Source organism: Clostridium pacaense, from assembly GCF_020709765.2.
Lineage (GTDB): Bacteria > Bacillota > Clostridia > Lachnospirales > Lachnospiraceae > Enterocloster > Enterocloster hominis.
This window is the reverse complement of sequence record NZ_JAJFEB020000004.1, coordinates 110,513-131,315: the sequence shown is the minus strand read 5'-3', so window position 1 is coordinate 131,315 and position 20,803 is coordinate 110,513. Positions and strand designations below refer to the sequence as shown.

At 52.6% G+C, this 20,803-nt stretch carries 17 protein-coding genes; 4 read left to right on the top strand and 13 right to left on the bottom strand.

Going from position 1 to position 20,803, the window contains the following annotated elements:
* The first annotated feature begins 277 nt into the window (after positions 1-277).
* Positions 278-2,314: a VIT and vWA domain-containing protein gene (locus LK536_RS38690; protein ID WP_227795523.1), complete on the top strand. Its 2,037-nt coding sequence runs from the start codon at positions 278-280 to the stop codon at positions 2,312-2,314.
* Positions 2,304-3,098, top strand: coding sequence for an exosortase K (gene xrtK, locus LK536_RS38685; protein ID WP_227795524.1), 795 nt, complete (start codon positions 2,304-2,306; stop codon positions 3,096-3,098). The genes LK536_RS38690 and xrtK overlap by 11 nt, the downstream gene beginning before the upstream one ends.
* A gap of 251 nt (positions 3,099-3,349) precedes the next feature.
* Here the strand turns inward: xrtK and LK536_RS38680 are convergent, their stop codons facing one another.
* From LK536_RS38680 to LK536_RS38660, 5 genes are all read right to left on the bottom strand, one after another.
* Positions 3,350-4,069 (bottom strand): aspartate/glutamate racemase family protein, encoded by a 720-nt coding sequence (locus tag LK536_RS38680; RefSeq protein WP_227795525.1) that lies wholly within the window; start codon positions 4,067-4,069, stop codon positions 3,350-3,352.
* A gap of 2 nt (positions 4,070-4,071) precedes the next feature.
* Positions 4,072-5,598, bottom strand: coding sequence for an alanine/glycine:cation symporter family protein (locus LK536_RS38675; RefSeq protein WP_227795526.1), 1,527 nt, complete (start codon positions 5,596-5,598; stop codon positions 4,072-4,074).
* Between the two features lie 30 nt (positions 5,599-5,628).
* Complete coding sequence (locus LK536_RS38670) at positions 5,629-6,471, bottom strand: polysaccharide deacetylase family protein (protein ID WP_130789855.1); 843 nt, start codon at positions 6,469-6,471, stop codon at positions 5,629-5,631.
* On the bottom strand, positions 6,472-7,344 hold the full coding sequence (locus LK536_RS38665) for a polysaccharide deacetylase family protein (protein WP_008717714.1): 873 nt from the start codon (positions 7,342-7,344) through the stop codon (positions 6,472-6,474).
* 315 nt (positions 7,345-7,659) lie between these two features.
* Positions 7,660-9,756 (bottom strand): sigma-54 interaction domain-containing protein, encoded by a 2,097-nt coding sequence (locus LK536_RS38660; protein WP_227795527.1) that lies wholly within the window; start codon positions 9,754-9,756, stop codon positions 7,660-7,662.
* A gap of 135 nt (positions 9,757-9,891) precedes the next feature.
* Between LK536_RS38660 and LK536_RS38655 the strand changes: the two genes are divergently transcribed.
* Positions 9,892-11,277 carry an AraC family transcriptional regulator gene (locus LK536_RS38655; RefSeq protein WP_227795528.1) on the top strand — a complete coding sequence of 462 codons (1,386 nt, stop codon included), beginning with the start codon at positions 9,892-9,894 and terminating at the stop codon, positions 11,275-11,277.
* A gap of 29 nt (positions 11,278-11,306) precedes the next feature.
* Here the strand turns inward: LK536_RS38655 and LK536_RS38650 are convergent, their stop codons facing one another.
* The 3 genes from LK536_RS38650 to arcA all read right to left on the bottom strand — a co-directional run bounded on the left by LK536_RS38650 (position 11,307) and on the right by arcA (position 14,755).
* The gene (locus tag LK536_RS38650; protein WP_025486601.1) at positions 11,307-12,407 is read right to left on the bottom strand and encodes a putative NPN-dependent ornithine cyclodeaminase; all 1,101 of its coding nucleotides are present in this window, start codon (positions 12,405-12,407) and stop codon (positions 11,307-11,309) included.
* Between the two features lie 71 nt (positions 12,408-12,478).
* Positions 12,479-13,471: an ornithine carbamoyltransferase gene (gene argF, locus LK536_RS38645; protein WP_008717722.1), complete on the bottom strand. Its 993-nt coding sequence runs from the start codon at positions 13,469-13,471 to the stop codon at positions 12,479-12,481.
* Between the two features lie 63 nt (positions 13,472-13,534).
* Positions 13,535-14,755 carry an arginine deiminase gene (arcA, locus tag LK536_RS38640; RefSeq protein ID WP_227795529.1) on the bottom strand — a complete coding sequence of 407 codons (1,221 nt, stop codon included), beginning with the start codon at positions 14,753-14,755 and terminating at the stop codon, positions 13,535-13,537.
* 285 nt (positions 14,756-15,040) lie between these two features.
* Here arcA and LK536_RS38635 point away from each other — a divergent pair, with 285 nt between their 5' ends.
* Complete coding sequence (locus LK536_RS38635; RefSeq protein WP_034577960.1) at positions 15,041-15,940, top strand: LysR family transcriptional regulator; 900 nt, start codon at positions 15,041-15,043, stop codon at positions 15,938-15,940.
* A gap of 22 nt (positions 15,941-15,962) precedes the next feature.
* Here the strand turns inward: LK536_RS38635 and metF are convergent, their stop codons facing one another.
* The 5 genes from metF to cobI all read right to left on the bottom strand — a co-directional run bounded on the left by metF (position 15,963) and on the right by cobI (position 20,742).
* Entirely contained in the window at positions 15,963-16,826 is an 864-nt protein-coding gene (gene metF / locus LK536_RS38630; RefSeq protein WP_130789858.1) for a methylenetetrahydrofolate reductase [NAD(P)H], read from the bottom strand.
* Between the two features lie 88 nt (positions 16,827-16,914).
* Positions 16,915-18,339 carry a DUF512 domain-containing protein gene (locus tag LK536_RS38625; RefSeq protein WP_227795530.1) on the bottom strand — a complete coding sequence of 475 codons (1,425 nt, stop codon included), beginning with the start codon at positions 18,337-18,339 and terminating at the stop codon, positions 16,915-16,917.
* A gap of 114 nt (positions 18,340-18,453) precedes the next feature.
* Positions 18,454-19,191 carry an ABC transporter permease gene (locus LK536_RS38620; protein ID WP_227795531.1) on the bottom strand — a complete coding sequence of 246 codons (738 nt, stop codon included), beginning with the start codon at positions 19,189-19,191 and terminating at the stop codon, positions 18,454-18,456.
* The gene (locus tag LK536_RS38615; protein WP_008717735.1) at positions 19,182-20,030 is read right to left on the bottom strand and encodes an ABC transporter ATP-binding protein; all 849 of its coding nucleotides are present in this window, start codon (positions 20,028-20,030) and stop codon (positions 19,182-19,184) included. The genes LK536_RS38620 and LK536_RS38615 overlap by 10 nt, the downstream gene beginning before the upstream one ends.
* Entirely contained in the window at positions 20,017-20,742 is a 726-nt protein-coding gene (gene cobI, locus LK536_RS38610; protein ID WP_008717736.1) for a precorrin-2 C(20)-methyltransferase, read from the bottom strand. Before cobI ends, LK536_RS38615 begins: the two co-directional genes overlap by 14 nt.
* Positions 20,743-20,803 lie beyond the last annotated feature (61 nt).

The window sequence follows — 20,803 nt, the reverse complement described above, 5'->3', positions numbered from 1 at the left end:
TTTTCTACCTTTTTAAGTACATCCGTGCAGGGCCTTGTACCATCTGTCCTTGTGCGCGGAATACCTAAACCAGACTATCGTTTCCTATTATATCATTCCTTTCACTCATATGCCATTTATTTTATAAATCTTTTCTATTACGTTTCCATTACCTCTATTTTTGTCCCATTTTCCTATATGATACAACTTTGATGCATCTTTGATGCTTTTTTGATGCCTGGGTATTGTAAATTAAACAGGAAGTCAATTCCAATAAAGAACAAATGAGGTGCACGATATGAAAAATAAGAAACTATGGCTGTGTATGCTTTCCGCAATCCTGCTCCTGTCCCTGTGCCCGGCTGCCTACGGCGAAGAATCCGGCAATGACACCGGGGACAGGACCCTTGCCCCTTATTTCATGGTTGAAGGGGCGGATCCGTCGACCGACAGCTTTCCGTTAAAGGATACAAAGGTATCAACCGTCATAAACGGTGTCATAGCTGAAACCTATGTTACCCAGACCTATGGAAATGAAGGCAGTGTCCCTGTTAATGCGGGCTATGTCTTTCCTGCATCCACCAGGGTTTCCGTCCATGGCATGAAAATGCAGGTCGGGGACAAGGTTGTCACCGCCAAAATCAAGGAAAAGGAAGAGGCAAAGCAGGAATTCGATGCGGCTAAAAGTGAAGGAAAAAGCGCATCCCTCCTTGAACAGCAGCGCCCCAATGTATTTACCATGAATGTTGCCAACATCATGCCCGGGGATACGGTAAACATAGAACTGCACTATACGGAAATGATTGCCCTGTCCGAAGGTTCCTATGAATTTGTATTCCCGGCCGTTGTGGGTCCCAGATACTCCAGCCCTTCACCGGACAGGGAGGAAGATGGGGATCAATGGGTGGCCAGTCCATATCAGGAAGGGGGCGCTGTTCCCAAAGGGACCTATGACATTGCAGTCAGCCTTTCCACAGGCGTCCCGATTACCGGGCTTGTTTCCAGTTCCCATAAAATCAATATAGAACAGTCCGCTGACTCCTCTGCCCATATCACGCTGAAGGACCCGGCGGATTACGGGGGAAACCGCGATTTCATACTACGCTATCAGCTGGCCGGACAGACGGTAAACAGCGGCCTTATGCTGAATACCGGGGACAGGGAGAATTTCTTCCTGCTCATGGTCCAGCCCCCGGAACGTGTCCCTGCAGAAGCCATCCCACCACGTGAATATATTTTTGTCCTGGATGTGTCAGGTTCCATGTTCGGATATCCCCTGGATACTGCCAAGGAGCTGATCCGGAACATGGTTTCCAATCTGCGGGAAACCGACACCTTTAACCTGATACTGTTTTCCAATGACGCCATCCGTATGTCGGCCAGATCACTTCCTGCCACGGATGAGAATGTGGAGCGGGCCATTAACCTGATTAACCGCCAGAAAGGCGGCGGCGGGACCGAGCTGGCCCCGGCCTTGGAAAAGGCGGTGGGAATCCCCATGGATTCCGGCGCAGGCAGCGTCTCACGCAGCGTCGTGGTCATCACGGACGGCTACATGTCCGACGAACAGGCCATATTTGACATTGTAGCAGGAAACCTTGACACCACCAGTTTCTTTTCCTTTGGTATCGGCACCTCCGTGAACCGTTACCTGATTGAGGGCATTGCCAGGACGGGCGGCGGCGAATCCTTTGTTGTCACGGATTCATCCGAATCCGCGGATACGGCCAGACTTTTTGACACCTATATACAGTCTCCTGTCTTAACGGATGTCCAGGTGGACTATGACGGATTTGATGCCTATGACGTCGAACCCACGGCCATCCCCACCCTTTTTGCCCAAAAGCCCATTGTGCTGTTCGGCAAATGGAGGGGTAATCCCGCCGGCGCCATCCACATCACGGGGAAGTCCGGGACCGGGGATTACAGCCAGACAATCCAGGTTTCAGAAGCATCCTCCTCAGCAGAAAACAGCGCCATCCCTTACCTGTGGGCACGCACCCGCGTGGAGAACCTGATGGATTATGGCTTCAGCGGCGGGGATGAGGAGGCTGTCAGGAAAGAAGTGACCGCCCTGGGCCTTGACTACAGCATGATGACATCCTATACCTCCTTTGTGGCCGTGATAGATGAAGCGCGCAATACCACAGGTGAAAGCAGGGACGTGGACCAGCCGCTTCCCCTTCCCCTGCAGGTATCTGACCTGGCGGTGGGAGGAGGTTACACCATCGGCTCGGAACCCAGTGTCCTGATTCTTATGGCAGCCGCGGCTTTTATATTGATTTTGAATACCGTTTCCGGCAGCCATCATGCCGGAGGTAAGAATGATGACTGAGACATGGGCGCCAGGCCCCTGTAAACAAAAGTCCATGCTAAGACGGAACTGGCCATTCTATCTCACCGGGACAGCCACCATAATCATCATCAAAGGCTTTTACACACAGGGGGCCGCCAGCCGCCTCACATGGATCCTGGCCCCCACGGCCCGGTGGGTCAGGACCTTAAGCGGGATTCCCTTTGAATATGACCCCATTGCAGGATATGTGAACTATCCCCTCCGCTTTATCATTGCGCCATCCTGTTCCGGTGTCCAGTTCATGATGATTGCCATTGCCATGCTTATCTTTTCTTATGTGCACCGCATGGACACCATAAGGAAAAAAGCCATCTGGACCGTTTTCAGTTTCGTGATATCCTATCTGTCCACCGTCCTTGTCAACGGGTTCAGGATTGTGCTGTCCATATATCTTCCGGCCTCACTGCCGCTCTGGCTGCACAATCCACGGCTTTATGACGGATGGCTGACCCATGGACGGCTGCACACCATCATCGGCGTAGCTGTGTATTTTACCTCCCTGTCCATCCTGTATCACGTGGCCGGACATATTTCGGGCAGGCCGTCCTTCCGATGGCTCCCGCCCGTATTCTGGTATGTTTCCATTGTACTGGGCATCCCTTTCCTCAACCGTGCATACAAAGATAACGGACACCGCTTCCTGGAATACGCAGCCCTTCTGACAGCCGTATGCGCGGTCATCCTGTTCCTTTTCTTTGTGGCAGGCAGGATGAAAAGATGTTTTATGAAAAAGGATGGAAATGTTTCCAGGGACAAAATTTAGCTTATTTATAAAATTCCCCTGCCATCCGGCGTCCGGCCGGTCAGCAGGGGAATCCTCATCTTATCCGTCTTATCTCATCACAGTTCTACATGTGTCACAGCCCTACACATCATCACAGCCCTACCTGTATCACTGCCCTACACATCATCACAGTTCCACCTGTATCACTGCCCCACACATCATCATAGCCCTACATGTGTCACAGCCCTACCGGTGTCACTGCCCTGCACATCATCATCGTTCTACATGTATCACAACTCCACATGGCTGGTATTCTGAAACGCCGGATACACCGCCGTAGAATGCACCAGCCCCAGCCTTACGCTCAACTCAGCATATGCAAGCGCGATAAACGCGGGGTCGAAGACCTTAACCGGAAGTTCCTTTTCCAGCATCGCCCCATAGCTTGCCATGCCCAGGCAGCCCAGGATGACGCCGTCCGCCTGTTCCTGCCTCACCGCCCTCCCGCAGACCTGTTTCAGATACCGCGCAGTTGCCCCAGGGTCGGTCCTCAGTTCACCGATGGGAATGTCAAGCGCCTGCACGGAGGTCATCTTTTCCCTGGCAATCCCATTGCGCATCAGCCTTCGGTATGTCCTTGGTATGTTGGCGCCCTCCGTCGTGACTACCACGAAACGGTTGCACAGCAGATTGGCAGCGCAAAGACTGGTCTCCCCGGGTCCGATGACCGGGATCCTGACATTTTCCCGCACCGCATCTATCCCCACATCGCTGAAGCAGTATATGACAATGGCGTCATATCCCTCTTTCTCGGCTTTTATGCCCTCCTTTACAAGCTCCGGGGCGGCAAATGCCTCGTCCGTGTTGCAGTCCAGTTCATCTGGCCCTTTCTTTATGCAGTCCACGGATATCACCACGCCCTCTGACACGGCGGCTGACAGCATCTTTTCCCTCTGGTCCATGGTTTCCCGGTCCATGGCCTTGTCTGTCATGATTACTTTAATCTTCATTCCTACCTCCACACATCTGTCTCGATGCCTATCTCAGATGACACAAAACGCCTGCCTCCGCTGCATTTATAATTCTTATATGCATTGAGGATGATATTCCTGGCCATGAGCAGGGTCGGGATATTGATGAACACCAGCACTACGTTAATCAAATCCGATACATACCACAGGTTGTCCAGCTGAAGCCCTGCCAGCACGGTAATGGTTCCCAGAGGCACAAAGAAAAATGCGCCCAGCACGCGGACAAAACCGATAAAACCTTTGCTGGTGGAAATCTTGTTGGCTGCGATCTCCGCATAGGTCAGGTCGCACAACAGGGTTGTGAATGCAAACAGTCCGAATGCAACGGCCACGAAGATCAGCACCGCGGTGTCCATGGCAGTGCCTGGAACCAGTTCTTTGACAGAGGTCAGGAAGGTGCCTATCTTATCCAGCTTCAGGGTATCCCAGTCAAGGGCGGGATTCTCCCAGATGGTTCCCGCCGTGATGACAAAACCGGTCAGGGAACAGATTACGATGGTATCCACAAATACGCCGATGGCCTGGACAAAGCCCTGTTCACAGGGGTGGTTTGCATCGGCAATGGAGCTGGCCTGGGTGGCAGTACCCATGCCTGCCTCGTTGGAGAGAAGTCCCCTCTTGAGTCCCTGGGCCATGGCCACGCCAAAAGCGCCCCCGAAGACCGCCGATGGCTTGAACGCCCCTGCAAACACAGCAACCACAAAGGCCGGAACCTTATTCAGGTTCAGTATGATAAGCAGCGCAATCACTGCAATATATAGCGCCGCCATCACAGGAACAGCCTTGTCAGAGAACCGGACCACGCTTTTAATCCCGCCAAAGGTAATGACCGCGATAATCACCACAATGGCAATGGCAATGATATAATAAAGGGGTTCTGAAACCTGGGTCACACGCCCGGTCACCTCATTGGCAATGGAGCTGGCAGCCGTAAACACATGGAACGTATGTACCGGAATGCTGAGCATGTTGTAGAGCAGGTACAGGATACACATCCCCCCGCCGACCCATGCCTTGTTCTTCCATATCTTCTGGATATAAAAAGTAAATCCGCCCACATATTCATCGCCCTTTTTCTCCTTGTATATCTGCGCCAGGGTGGCCTCGCCAAAGGAGGTTGCCATGCCTGCAAAAGCAGATATCCACATCCAGAAGATTGCGCCGGGGCCGCCGATTGTGACGGCGCCCGTAACGCCCACGATGTTGCCTGCCCCTACCCTGCCGGCCATACTGATCAGGAAGGCTGCAAGCTGGGTGGTGCCCACCTTGGCCTTTGTCTTTGCAGTAAGCAGCTTAAGGCCGGTCTTAAATTCCTTCAGCTGGACAAAATTGAATTTAAAGGTAAAGTAGAAACTGCCTCCCAGCAGCAGTAAGATTGCCAGGGAGAACTGTCCCAGAACCGGGATACCGGAATACCACGCATAATTGGTTGGGAAATCCCATAGGAAATCCGCAACAGGCACAACGCCTGCAAACATCCTGTCCACCATCTCAAAAATTCCCGCCATGAACCATTTCCTCCATCTCATCTTGTATTGTTAATGTTTTCCACCACATCCGCTGTAATAACGGTACATTTCCTCACCGGTTGCCCACCAGACACCGCCCAGATCATTGATATGATCAATCAGTTCCTCCAGCATCCCAATCCTGCCGGGCGCTCCGATGGCAGCCGGGTCAAGCTGCAGCACATAGCATAGCCCGTATTCATGGCAGCCGCTAAACTCATCCTTCCAGTTGCTCAGCACGCCTGTATAGTTGGCAATCCTTCCCTGCCCTGCCGGAAATGCAGGATGATAGTTAAATGCAAAATAAGGCAGGTCATAATTCACCCAGTGTATGGGAATCTCCAGGATGGAGGCCCCGTCCCCCAGGTCCTTTACATACGGCCTGTCATCATCACAGAGATTGCTGGAATATACCATGCCATGCTTTCGCGCAATCCTCAGCGTATCCAGGGTCAATTCGCCTTCCGGGCTTCTGAATCCCCTGGGCCTTATGCCGCAGAGCCGTCCGATGGCCTCCGCGCCCTTCCGGATGGCTTCCTCCTGTTCCTCAACGGACAGCAGGGCCATATTCTCATGCCGGTAGCCCAGGGCGCCGATTTCATGGCCCCGTCCATGGACTTCCAGGATTTTATCCGGGTATTGCTCCGCCACCCACCCGGGGGTGAAGCATGTTGCCTTTATCCCTTTATCATCCAGGATATCGAGGATGCGGTCCAGGCCCCGGTTCATCCCATACTGTCCCAGGGACAGGGTCTTTGGCATATTGACACATGTCTGGTCCAGCTGGAGCCAGAAAAGCTCTGCATTCAAATTAATGGTAATCATGGCCGCGCATTTTTTCCCGCCGGGCCACTGGGGTCTTTCTGATCTCATCTATCCCACCTCCTGAGTCTTACTGTAATCAGAACCGGAATGTTCCCTGTACCAGTCGGCAATCTGGGACCCGGTTGCAATCCACACATCCTTTTTGGACGTAATGTGCTGCAGCAGATGGTCCAGGATCCGTATCCTTCCCGGGGAACCGATTACCTGGGGATGGCTCATGAAGGAAATGCACAGTCCGTATCTGTAATGCCCCTCAAACTCGCGCATGAAGTTATCCTCCACATTCCGGTAACAGGAAATCCGGTCCTGTCCCGCCGGCTCTGCCGGATACATGTGGTAGGCCATGGCAACATAGTCGTCCACCTCCCACTTGGTGGGAATCTCGATAAAATCCGTCTCCCTGCCGTCAATTACAGTCCTGTAGGGCCGGTCGTCCCCTCTCATGGAACTGGAATAACGGATTCCCCTTTCATACAGCAGCTTCGGCGTTTCCACGGCCCAGTCCCCGGAGGGCGTCCTGAAACCTTCCACATCGTGTCCTATAAGCTCCCTTAATATCCTCTGGGGCTTTTCAATGATTTCAATCTGCTCCTCAGCCGTCTTTCCGGCAAACCTTTCATGGGCATATCCATGGAGTCCTATCTCATGTCCTGCGGCGGCAATCCGTTTTACCACCTCCGGATAGCGCTCCGCCGTAAGGCCGGGAATGAAAAAGGTTGCCTTTACCCCATACTGATCCAGCTTATCCAGGATCCTGTCCGCGCAGCGCTTGGGACCGTACTGTCCCACGGACAGTGACTTGATGTACTGTTCCCCGTTCGGAAGCCCCCTGTTTCCATTTTCCCAGGTTGTATCACCGTCCAGGTCAAAGGAAAACATAACTGCGCATTTTTTGCCCTCCGGCCATTGAATTTCATCCATGCTCCATCGCTCCTTTTCATGATTATTGTATATTTATTAACAATAGTATGGCTGTGTATTTAACTTATTGTTGTTTATATATAGCAAGAACCATGCCAAGGAGAAAATAACGTATTTTTATGCATTTTCATTTATATTGATATGATAAATAGGGTTTATAGGATAATATTTATCCTGCAAACCCTATTTGTTCCATGGCCTATCCTGTTGGTTTTAATAATCTATCCCATAACCCATTCTGCTGGTTTTAATAACTTCCCCCATAACCCATACTGCTGTTCTTAATAACTTCCCCCATACCCCATTCTACTGTTCTTAATAGCTTCCCCCATGACCATCACGCCCCTCTATGGCCTGGAGAAGGGACAGCCCGTCCTCCGTAACCACGCTGCCTCCCCGGCCCCTGACAGACCGGACGAACCCGTGGGCGGACAGCTTAGACAGCGCCTTCCTCACCTCGGCTTCCGTGTAGAACCCTCCGTTGCCGTTCATCTTCTCCAGCAGCTTCTGCCGCCCGTAACGTTCCTTCCGTTCCAGGGATTCACGCAGCTGCACAAGGACTGCCTTATATAACCCCAAATCCTTCCACTCATTTAATATGAACCGTTCCAGGATTCCCGGCTCCTTCCCCGCCGCCTCCGGCATGCGGGTCTTCTGTCCCCTGCCCGCGAAACCGGGGACAGCCCTTTCCCTCCCGGTCCGCAGGGGCGGCAGGTCCTCTGCCCCAATCACCTGCTTTTCCTTTGTCAGAAGGAACTCCACCACATTGCGCAGCTCCCTTACATTGCCCCGCCACGGATAATGGGTGAGGATTGCCTCTGCCTCCGGCGTCAGCTCCATGTCCGAACGGTTCCTGCCTGCAAAGAAATAGAATATGGGAAGTATGTCCTGGGTCCGCTCCCTTAAGGGGGGCACGTTAAGGGGCAGCACATTTAAACGGTAGAACAGATCCTCCCGGAAGCCGCCATTTTCCACCATGGTAAAAAGGTCCTTGTTGGTGGCTGCAATCACCCGCACATCCACGTCAATACTTTTATCCGAACCGATCCGGTCCACCTTCCGCTCCTCCAGCACGCGCAGCAGCTTGGACTGGAGGGACATGGGCATTTCCCCTATCTCATCAAGGAAAATGGTCCCTCTGTGTGCCAGTTCAAAGTACCCCATCTTGCCGCCCTTCTTGGCGCCGGTAAAGGACCCTTCCTCATACCCGAACATCTCGCTCTCTAAAAGGCTGTCCGGTATGGCCGCGCAGTTGACGGCCACGAAGTTATAATTCTTCCTGGCGGACTCGTTGTGTATGCCCTGGGCGAACATTTCCTTGCCTGTCCCGCTTTCCCCCGTAATCATCACGGCCGCGTCGGAGCGCGCCATCTGCCTGCCGTTGTTCACGGCTTCCCGGATGGCCCTGCTGGTCCCGATGATATCCTCAAAGGTATACCTTGCCCTGTGGCTGGTCCCGTACAGCTTGGAGCGCATGTCATGCTGCCTGGTCTCCGCTTCCTCAAAGTCCTTCAGTGTTATGATATGTCCTGCAACCTTATCCCCGGAACGGATTTCCACTGCGGATGCAATCAGGTTGCTCTCCCCTGTCTTAATCAGCTTTTCCCAGGCGCTCTTCACATCCAGCTCGGGCAGCAGTTCCTCAATGTTAAACCCCAGAAGCACCCTGGAGCGGTGGGACATCAGCTGCCTGGCCTTCTCATTGCACAGATACACGCGGCCCACCACGTCCGTTATGATAATCCCCTCATTCATCAGGTTCATGAGGGTATTCAGCTTATCCGACATATTTTCCTTGTCATTGAGCAGTTTATCCATGCTGGAGTCAATGTAATAATACTCCCTTCTGGCAGCAGCCGCTTCCTTGGAGGAAAACTCATCATAAACCCCCAGTTTCTCAGCAATGATATACAGGCTGTTCATGTCAACCGAGCTTTCGCCCACATCGATGACCTGGCTGATTCCCTGGGGCACCAGGTGCCCCTCATTGGGGGTGATGGCCAGCCGGATGGACCTGTCGTATTCCCCCGTCCCATAGTACGGGAACAGTTCCACATCCCGAAAGCCCGAGGCATACATGCTGGTTATGGTGTGCATGCAGGTCCTGTGGTCAAAGTTGACCAGCAGCGCCTTGGTTCCTTTTGGTATCTTCTTAAGCTTTTCCATCTGTTTTTTGGTCAGGGCCAGCGAGAGGACCACGATTTCGGACTGGTCGCTGATTTTCTGGCGGACCTGCTGGAATATGTTAAATGCCGACACCAGCACATAATCCTCCTCTATCCGTTTAAGGGTCTCCACTTCCGCAATGGAATAGGCCTTAAAGCTTGCGTATCTGCCCAGATATTTGCTGATGTTGTCCATCAAAAACCTTGCATATTGCTTTTCCGTTGCCACTACCGCTATCTCTTTCATCCACCGTCACCTCGCCCGTACCGCATATGGTCAATTATACCTGAGGCGGATATCTTTTTCAACTCCCCTGCTTCTTGCACATACCGTGAAAGCTGTATATAATGGTATGAGACAATCCGTAAAATGGAGGCCCATATGGCAAAAATCGTACCAATGCAAAGCCTGTACTGCTCCATGCAGGACGAGAATAAAATATGCAGTTTTGACATCGAGGTCCTGACAGGACCAACCACGCCCCTGATCCATCCCATGTCCCGTTTCTGGCTGGTCAACAGCGGGAAAGGGACGCTTATGCTCAACAACCGTCCCTATGATCTGAAACCAGGCGCCGTGGTCTGTGTCCTTCCCTGGCAGATCAGTGACATCGTGGAGGTGGAATCGCCCATACAGTTTTTTGTGATGGCGTATTACTTTGACAATATCAATGAAATCATCAAGACCTTTTATAATCCGGGCAATGAACCGCTCTCCATCATACAGACCCTTTCCGCCAACCCGGTCCTGTATCTTGAAGGCGAGGCCCTTGCATCCATGCAGAAGCTGTTCCTTCAGATTAAGGGAGAAATCGGCATGGAATCCACCATGGAAATCGGCACGGAACCCGCCGTGGAGTCCGGAATGGAAACCGCTGTGGAGTCCGGAATGGAATCCGTCGTGAAATCCGACATGAAATCTGCCCCAAAGTCCGTGGCCGACATGCCGCAGGATCCACCCATCCCCCCATCCGCTGCGTCCTGTCCCCCTTCCCAGGAACTCAGCAACCTCTATATCACCAACAAGCTCATTGAAATCATCATTCATTTCCTGCGCGCAAAAAAGGCGGCATCCCTGCCGCCTTCCGCCCGGATCATTGAACCCAGTGAGATATTCCAGTATCTGTACAGCCACCTGAACGAGAAGATTACACTGTCCATGCTGTCCCAGATATTTTACATGAGCGAGTCCTCCATCAGCGCCTATATCACAAGGACCACCGGGCTGTCCTTCTTTGACCTGTTAAATGAAATGCGGATTGGAAAAACCATCAATTTCCTGCTGTACACCGACTTTACCCTGGAAGAGCTGGCTGAAATCCTGGGCTTTGTGGACAGCGCCCATATCAGCAAGGTCTTTTCAGCCAGGGTAGGAATGAAGGCCAATGAATTCCGCGCCACCTACCAGAAGGTGGGCAGCCTGTGCCGGATTAAGGACAGGAAGGACTTCTACACCATTGTTTCCTATATCTACCGCCACTACAGCGAGCCATTAAATCCGCGCATGGTGGGGGAACGCTTCCACCTGTCGCCCAGAGAGCTGAACCGTATCCTCCTGTACCAGGTGGAGATGAATTTTTCCGATTACCTCAACTTCATACGGGTCAACCGGGCGTCCGAGCTGCTGCTTTTGACCACCAGGAGCATCCTTGACATTGCCCTTGATACCGGATACCACAATGAGAAGACGCTGACCCGCAATTTCCTTAAGTTCCGCTCCATGACCCCCGGCAAATTCCGCCAGGCCGTGGAACTGCAGGAATTTTAGTCCCCGGACCAGTTTTCATCCCCGGACCATTAATCGATTACCTTCAGCCCCTTTGCCACAATGGTGATGAAGTCCTGGACATTGGTAACCACGGTGGTGGCGCACAGGCTTCCCCTGTCCAATAGCTTGTTTACAACAAACTCATCCGCATCCACGGTGTACAGGTAGACCGGGCGTATGGTGCCATCCGGCATCACCCGGAAGGACGGCGTCATATTGCCAGTGGCAATGGTGTGAAGCATGGTTGCCAGGCAGATGACGCAGGTAGACTTCTTCACAAGGCCGCGCATGGCGCCCTGTCCCTCATACGCGCTGGCAATCACCTCCGGCATGGGTCCGTCGTCCCGTATGGATCCGGTCAGCACCATGGGGACATGGTTCTTCACGCAGCTGTATATGATGCCGTTGTCAATGTCATAATCCTTTATGAACTGGGGAATGGAGCCGCTTCTCCTGACCTTGTTGATTACATCCAGATGGTTGTAATGTCCATTGGGCTGGGATACCTGGGTATAGATGTCCTGCCCCAGGGCGGTGTGCAGCAGCGCTCCCTCCAGGTCATGGGTTGCCAGGGCATTGCCTGCCATCAGCCCATGGGCGTAACCGTTGTCAATCAGCGCCTGCATGGCTGCCCTTGCATCCGCGTCAAAGGAAAATGCAGGCCCCATGACCCATACGATATTGCCGTATTCCCTTTCATGCCTTAACAGTTCAAACAGGTTGTCATAATCCCGCGCATAGGAGGTCTCCCGGCTCCTGCCCTGGCGGAACACGAACTGGTCCTCCAGCTGCCCCCCTTCTTCCTCAAAGCCGTGGCAGTGCATGTAGATCCCTTCCTCACATTTTTCCGTCCGTCCGAGGATTACCTTGTCGCCCTTCTTAATATTCCTGTTCTCAACCACTTCAAGGTGCCCGTCGTCACAGAGCACCACGCTGGAGTCCATGCGGCTCTCCTCGGCCAGCACCCATTTCCCATTGATTTTAAAATATTCCGGATACATGGAGGTGCTGTGATAGTTATCAGGCGCAACCCCGTCCATGTCCGCTGCCTCGTATTTCACATCCGGGGCATTCACGAATTTCTCCTGGGTAAAATCAGGATGATGATATTCTGGTAATTGAAATGACATATGGTTTTTCCTCTCTTTTTCTTAAATTAATCAAACACGCCCTGGGCCGGGAGCGGATTTCCAAACACGCCCTAACAAAGGGTGGCATAGATGACAGCCTTGATTGTATGCATGCGGTTCTCCGCCTGGTCGAACACAACCGACTGCCTTGACTCAAACACTTCATCCGTCACTTCCATCTCCGTGATGCCGAACTTTTCAGCGATTTCCGCTCCAATGGTGGTCCTGGTGTCATGGAAGGAGGGCAGGCAGTGCATGAAAATAGCCGTGTGCCTTGCCTTCTTCATCACCTCTTCGTTGACCTGGTACCTGCGCAGCAGTTCAATCCTGGTTCCCCAGACAGAATCCGGCTCCCCCATGGACACCCAGATATCCGTGTACACTGCGTCCGCATCCTTCACGCCCTGGTCCACATCCTCTGTCAGCCGGATGGTGCATTCATTTTCCTCTGCAATCCGCCTTGCCTCGTCCACCAGTTCCTGGGCCGGGAACAGTTCCTTTGGGGCGCAGGCCGTAAAGTGGATGCCCATCTTGGCGCAGGCCACCATCAGGGAATTGCCCATGTTATTCCTTGCATCTCCCATGTATGTAAAGCGCAGCCCCTTGAGGCAGCCGAACTTCTCCTCCAGCGTCAGAAGGTCTGCCAGCATCTGGGTGGGATGGAACTGGTCCGTAAGCCCGTTCCACACGGGCACGCCCGCATACTCCGCAAGTTCCTCCACAACCGACTGGTCATAGCCCCTGTACTCAATGCCGTCGTACATCCTTCCCAGGACCCTGGCCGTGTCTGCAATGCTCTCCTTTTTGCCCATCTGGCTGCTGCCCGGGTCCAGGTAAGTCACGCCCATGCCCAGATCCCGTCCCGCAACCTCAAAGGCGCAGCGGGTGCGGGTGGACGTCTTTTCAAACAGAAGCACGATGTTCCTGTTGTCCAGGTATTTGTGGGGAACGCCGTTCCTCTTCATGTTCTTGAACTGTTTGGACAAATCCAGCAGATAGCGGATTTCCTCCGGCGTGTAGTCCAATAACTTCAGGTAATTCCTTCCTCTGATATTCACTGCCATCTTCCTTACTCCTTTGCTATGTTATTTGATTGTCCGGTCGCGCTCCAGGACGGGAATGGATGTTCACCCGCGTTCCAGGGGCATGCTCATGCACCTGGGGCCTCCCCTTCCCCTGGACAGCTCCGAACTGGGCATTTCAAGGACCTCGATGCCTTTATCCCTGAGCATCTCATTGGTTATATAATTCCGGTCATATACCACCACCTTGCCCGGCTCAATGCACAGTGTATTGGAACCGTCATTCCACTGTTCCCGCTCCGAGGCAACCCGGTCCTTTCCGCCGCAGCGTATCATGGTCACCTTATCCGTCCCCAGGTAATCTGCCAGGACAGCCGGAAGCGGACGGTCGAGTTCCCTTACCGCAAGCCTGCCCTTTTGGTCCCCGCGCCGGATTTCATAGATGCGCAGGTTCCCCAGGATTCCGGGATGGATGGTGAACTTGTCGTAGTCCACCTGGGTGCACACCGTATCCAGATGCATGAACGCACGGATACTGGGGATATCCAGGGCCAGGATGGTCTCCACCTCACAGGCGCTGTCCTCAAACAGGTTCTGGGCCAGAAGTTCAATTGCCTCCGGCGTGGTCCTCTGGGAGATTCCCACGGCCAGGACCTTGCTGCCCAGGTTCAGGATATCGCCTCCCTCAATGGAGAAAGGATACTCCCTTTTATAGTAAAACGGCGTCTGCCCCCTGTAGTCCGGATGGTGCTCCAGGATATACTGCCCGTAGATGGTTTCCCTTCTCCTGGTCCTTGAATACATACAGTTCAGGCTGACGCCTGTGCCGATGCACGCAAACGGGTCCCTTGTAAAGTACAGGTTGGGGATGGGATCCATGATGAAACGGCTGTCTGATTTGACCAAATCCACTAAGGGGCTGTGGGTTTCAGACTTAATCTCATGCATGCTGACGCCGGACATTGTCTTTAGCACCAGCTCCTTTTCATCCGGAATATCCATCAGGAAGCCAAACAGCTGGTTCCTGAACTTCTGCGCGGTGTTCCCGGCCTCACTGATGAACTGCCGGATGAAGTTTTCCCTGATATCCCCGGACTGTCTTAACACGTCCGCCATCATGTCCTCCATATAGACCACCTGGCTTCCGTTCTCCTTTAAAATGCGGGCAAAAATATCGTGTTCCCCCTGGGCCGTCTTAAGGTATGGGATATCGTCAAACAACAGCCGTTCCAGTTCCCCCGGAACCAGGTGTTCCAGTTCCTTCCCCGGCCTGTGGAGCATGACCTTTTTCAACTTTCCTATCTCGCTTTTCACACAGATTGGCATGCAATTATCTCCTTTGCGCTCTTGTTCCGCTCTCTTATGGATATTCTATTATATTTTTATTGGGACGATAGGACATCCAGGGAGCCTGCACTGGTATTTTAACCTGTTTTGGCCTGGAATATGTCCGGGACATATGCGCCGGAACCGGCGCAATACAAAGATGTAAGAATGGAAACCGCGCCCTTTTCCAGTTCCATGGAGCGGTTTAAATACAAAAATATTTTCCTTATTTGTCTGAAATATGCTAAAATACCTCCATGGCATAAAGCAATGGAGGTATCTGTCATGACACTGCAGCAACTGCGGTATATTGTAACAATTGTAAACTGCGGCTCGATTTCCGAGGCGGCAAAGCAGCTCTTCATCACCCAGCCCAGCCTTTCCAATTCGGTGAAGGAACTGGAAAAGGAGATGGGGATTTCCATCTTTAACCGCAGCCCAAAAGGGATTGCCCTGTCCTCTGAAGGCACGGAGTTCCTCTCCTATGCAAGGCAGGTACTGGAACAGGCGGAACTGTTGGAACAGCATTATACGGGAAGGAAACCCTTAAAACGGATCTGCTCCATATCCACCCAGCATTATGCATTTGCGGTCAATGCATTCGCCAACCTGGTATCCAGGCAGAATACGGATTCCTATGAATTTACCCTGAGGGAAACCCGCACCTACGAAATCATAGATGATGTGAAAAACTACCGGAGCGAGCTGGGCATCCTGTATGTCAATGAATTCAACCGCAAGGTGCTGGAGAAGCTGTTTAAGGAAAATGGACTTGTCTTCCATCCCCTGCTTCAGGCCGACCCTCATATATTCATCAATGTATCCCATCCCCTGGCCGGCCGCAAAAGCGTTTCCATCCAGGAGCTGGAACCTTATCCATTCCTGGCCTTTGAACAGGGGGAACAGAATTCCTTTTACTTTTCTGAGGAAATCCTGAGTACCATTCCCAGGAAAAAGGTAATCTATGTAAGCGACCGGGCCACCCTTTTTAACCTTCTGATCGGATTAAACGGCTATACCATATGCAGCGGCATACTCAACAGCAATTTAAACGGTGATTCCATTATCGCCGTCCCCCTGGAGACAGAGGAATCCATGCTCATCGGATGGATTGCCAATCCCAGGCTGCATCTCAGCGAATTTGCTAAAAAGTACCTGGAGGAGCTGGAACGGCTGATCCGCTGATACCAATCCCCTGCTTTCCCTGTCAGGAAGCCATCAGCCGGAATACGGACTCATGGATTTTATTGGCAATATAGGGATTGTTCATGGTATACAGATGGATTCCGTCCACCCCATGGGCCGCCAAATCCACAATCTGGTCAACCGCGTAGGCGATTCCCGCATCCCTCATGGCCACCGGGTTATCCCCGTACCGCTCCATCATGGATGTGAACTTTTTAGGCAGCCGGACGCCGCAAAGGGAAACCATGCGCTCAATCTGCTTTTTATTCACAACCGGCATGATCCCTGCTTCCACCGGAACCCGGATGCCCGCCAGGTCAAGCCGTTCCCTGAAACGGTAAAAATACTCATTGTCAAAAAAGAGCTGGGTAATCAGCTGGCTGACCCCTGCGTCCACCTTGTGCTTCAGATTGTGGATATCCCGCACCAGGCCCCCGGATTCCTGATGGCCTTCCGGGTAACAGGCGCCAATGATATTAAAATCGCCGTGCTCCCTGATGAATCCCACCAGATCCGCGGCATACTTAAAATCGCCCGCAGGCTCCCTGTCCGGGATGCGGTCGCCTCTCAGCGCCAGGATATTCTCAATCTGATGGGCCTTTAACTGTAAAAGTATCTCTGCAGCATCTTCCTTTGTCAGATGCAGGCAGGGTATATGGGCCACGCTTTCAATCCCGTACCTGTGCTTGATGGAGGATGCAATCTCCAGGGTGGCGCGGCTGTTCTCACTGCCTCCCGCCCCGTAGGTCACACTGATGAAATCCGGCGTCATGCCCTTAAGTTCATCCAGTGTCTTATATATGGTATCCACGGGCGCTGTCCGTTTGGGCGGAAATACCTCCAAGGACAGCACTGTTTTCTGTTTAAAAAATTCCGATGTCTTCATACATTTTCCCCTCTTTCCTGATTGCAGTCATCATAGCACAAACAGAAAAGAGACGGATAATTCCTATTTTTTATGGCTTTCTATAGATTTAAACTATATCCCTGTCATAAGCCTTGATATACACAAAGTTTTCATTGTTCCGGTCCATGGTATATTCCGGATTCAGGACGGCGTCAATGAATTCTTTCCCGCCCGGTTCAACCGCAGCCAGCTTCATGCCCAGTTCCCGCTCCACATCCTCCACCGTCAGGTCGTCCAGGAATACCTGTTCCCCCATGCGCAGCATATTGGAAGGAATCAGCAGCACGCTGCCCAGGTCCTCCCCCTTATCCTGGCGCTCCTTCAGCTGCCCGATCAGGTCCTGTCCCGTTATCAGACCCGATACGGTGATGGTCTCCCCGAAGAAATCATTCCTGATATAATACACATGGATGGTCAGGTGGGGGAACGCCTTCATCAGCTTGTCCGCAAACCCGCGGATGGTGGGGTATGCCAGCTTCCCGGTTGCAATTGTAAGCGTACGCCTTACCTGCCCTGACAGCGCTTCATGGCCCGCGCCGTGAACCACCTCATCCAGGGCCTCATCAAATTCATTGATGAGCATGCGCATCATACCCACGCCGTTCTCCAGCTGGATATAACCGTCATAGCGCTCCTCCTCCGGGAACTCCCGGCCTGCCGTGATGTACCACTCGTCGCTTGCATGGATGAAGTGCAGGCCGAACCTGTCATAGTATTCCTGCTGGCGGCTTTCTACCATGTCAATCACGGCCCCTGCCTCTTCCTTTGTATACAGTCCGATGGGGAACAGGTTGTCCCGGAACCTGGTGATTCCGGCCGGGACAACCGATACGCTCCTTAAAAACGGCAGGTACCGGGCCAGGTCATCCATGGTCCGTTCCAGTTCCGCCCCGTCGTTCACATTCTTACAGCACACAACCTGTCCGTTCATCTCCACATGCCCGTCATAGAGCATCTGCAGATACTTCAGCTTCTCCCCCGCAAAACGGTTGTTAAGCATCTTACACCGCAGTTCCGGGTTCGTGGTCTGCACGGAAATATTGATGGGCGCCAGCTGCATCCGGATAATCCGCTCAATATCCCTCTCCTTCATATTGGTCAGGGTGATATAATTCCCCTGCAGGAAAGAAAGGCGGGAATCGTCATCCTTAAAATACAGGGTATCCCTCATCCCCGGCGGCATCTGGTCGATGAAGCAGAAGATACACTTGTTGCTGCAGGAGCGGTAGTCACTCATGAGTCCGTTTTCAAACTCAATGCCCAAATCGTCGTCGTACTCCTTATCAATCTCCAGCAGCCATTCCTCGCCGTCCTGTTTCCTTACCAGCACCTCAATATATTCATCTTTTATCATGTACCTGTAATCAAAGACGTCCTCCACATCCTGGTCATTGATTGCAAGCAGCACATCCCCTGGTTCAATCCCCATTTCTTCTGCAATGGAACCTGGAAACACTTCCTTTATCACATGTTCATTCTTTTTTATTTTCAACTGTAATCCCTCGACCTATCATTTATTCAATTCACACAGACCAGAATATCAGTAATGGAAACATTTTTCAAGGGCTAACCCTTATCTTTTCTGCATGCCCTTTTCTAGTACTAGTCACGCCTTCGCCTCACGGTAACAGGACCACACGCAGCAGCCTGTAAACAATGCCACGAACAGGGCCGATACGCCCATGGACAAAAAGCTTACGCTGCCCCCAAAGGAGATTTCCCGGATCAGGCGGGTGGTATGGGTCAGGGGCATGATGTCCACAACCCACTTTAATGCCTGTGGTATGCCGTCCAGTGAAAAGAAGGTACCGCACAAAAAAGACATGGGGGTAATCACGATATTGGTAAAGTTATTCATATCGTAATGGCTTTCAATCATCATGGCCGCAAAGAAGCCCAGGGCTGCAAATATCAGTGAATTAAGGATTACTGCGGTCAGAAGCCAGCCGTTTAACACCAGGTCCGCCCCGGATACCAGCCCCAGGATCACGATGAACACGCCGGAATACATGCCACGCAGCGCGCCGGCCAGGATATGCCCCGCAGCCAGCAGATACATCCGGGTGGGGGAATAAAAATAACATTCAAAGCTTTTTTCATGGAGCCGCATCACGCTGATACGGGTGGATACGGAGGTATAGCTGTTGCGCATGGTGGTCATGGACAGCAGTCCCGGAATCAGGTAGTAGAGATAGGGGCGCCCGCCCACATCCATCATTCTCCCCAGTCCCATCCCAAAGGTGACGAAATACAGGAAGGGGGACACCATCTGTGAAAATGTGACCCGCCAGAAACGTCTCTTGAGGAACAGCCATTCCCTCCACAGGATCGTGGTTATTTCCATCCTCCCACCCCCTTGCTGGTATGGTGAAAGAACACGTCCTCCAGGGTGGAGGGCAGAACGCTGCAGGGCACATCCAGGGAGGCCGCCCTGGCCTTTGCCTCCGGCAGGCTGCCAAAAAACTCTGACTTCATCCGCTCATCCTCCCCTTCGTATTCCACCTTAAAAGGCCCGATTTCAGCAATCAGACCCTCCGGGGTATCCTCCCGGAATATCTTTCCCCCGTCAATCAGCATCACGTCATCGCACAGGTGCTGGGCCTCCTCTATATAATGGGTGGTCAGGAGGATGGTCTTCCCCTCCTTGTGCTGCATCCTGAGGAAATCCCAGATATCCCGCCTGGCATTGGGGTCGATGCCCACCGTTGGTTCATCTAAGAACAGATACCTGGGATCATGTATCAGGGCTTTGGCAATCATCAGCTTGCGCTTCATGCCTCCTGACAGGCTCTGGGATACCCGCCTGCGCACGGATTCCAAGCCAAGGAAGCTTAAGAGCCTGTCCGTGGACGCAGCAATATCCGCCTTTCCCATCCGGTAAAGGCGGCCTGCAAATTCCATATTCTCTTCCACGGTCAGCTCCTTATCCAGGTTGATGTGCTGGCTGGTAACGCCGATTGCCTGCTTGACCGCCACCGCGTTCCGGTCCATGGGCTGCCCGTCAAACAGGATGGTTCCCGTATCCGGGCTTAATAAGCCGGTCATCATACGCATCAGCGTCGTCTTCCCGGCGCCGTTGGGACCAAGCAGTCCCAGGAATGTCCCGTCCTTTATCTCCATGGACACCCCGTCCACCGCCGTGACCGTCCCGAATGTCTTATGAAGGCAGTCACACACAATCATGGGTCTGCCTCCCCTGTTTCTTAATGATGATGGTTGAAAGATAAGGGATATCGTACTGCTTAAGCTCCTCAAAATCCGTGACCAGGCGCTCCTCCCCTGTTCCAGACTTGGTAATCAGGACAAAATTATCCTCCAGATGGTTTTCACGGATGGCCTGGATCAGCGCCTCCTGATTGGAGGAAGGCTTCATCAGCACCACATTGTCGTGCTCCCTCAATACCTTTCCCAGGTCCTCGCTGCTGTTCTTGCGCACAGGCGCCACCACAAGGTCCTCATCCCAGGCCACCAGGGGCATCTTCATGGAATCCGCCACGGCACAGAAGGATGTGATTCCCGGTACGACCTCCACTTCAACGCCCGCCTGTTCCATATATGGCAGGGTGTACATGAAGGTGCTGTAAACAGCCGGATCCCCCAGGGTGATGAACGCCCCTGTCCCGTCCTCCTTCAGCTCCCCTGCAATCAGGGCCGCATTCTCCTCCCACATCCGGCGCAGCTTCACACCGTGGTAATGCATGGGATAGACCAGATTCACAATCCTGGCCTTTGTATCCTTAAGCAGGTCTTTTATGATGTCAAATGCAAAACTGCCCGCCCCGGCTTCCTTTTCAGGGCAGAATATGACATCCGCCTCCTTAAGGATCCGGTATGCCTTTAAGGTCAGCAGTTCAGGGTCTCCCGGCCCCACGCCGATTCCGTATAATTTTCCCATATTCCATTCCTCTTTTCGTTCTTCGTACCATGACATGGTAACATATCAAAACTCAAAGAGC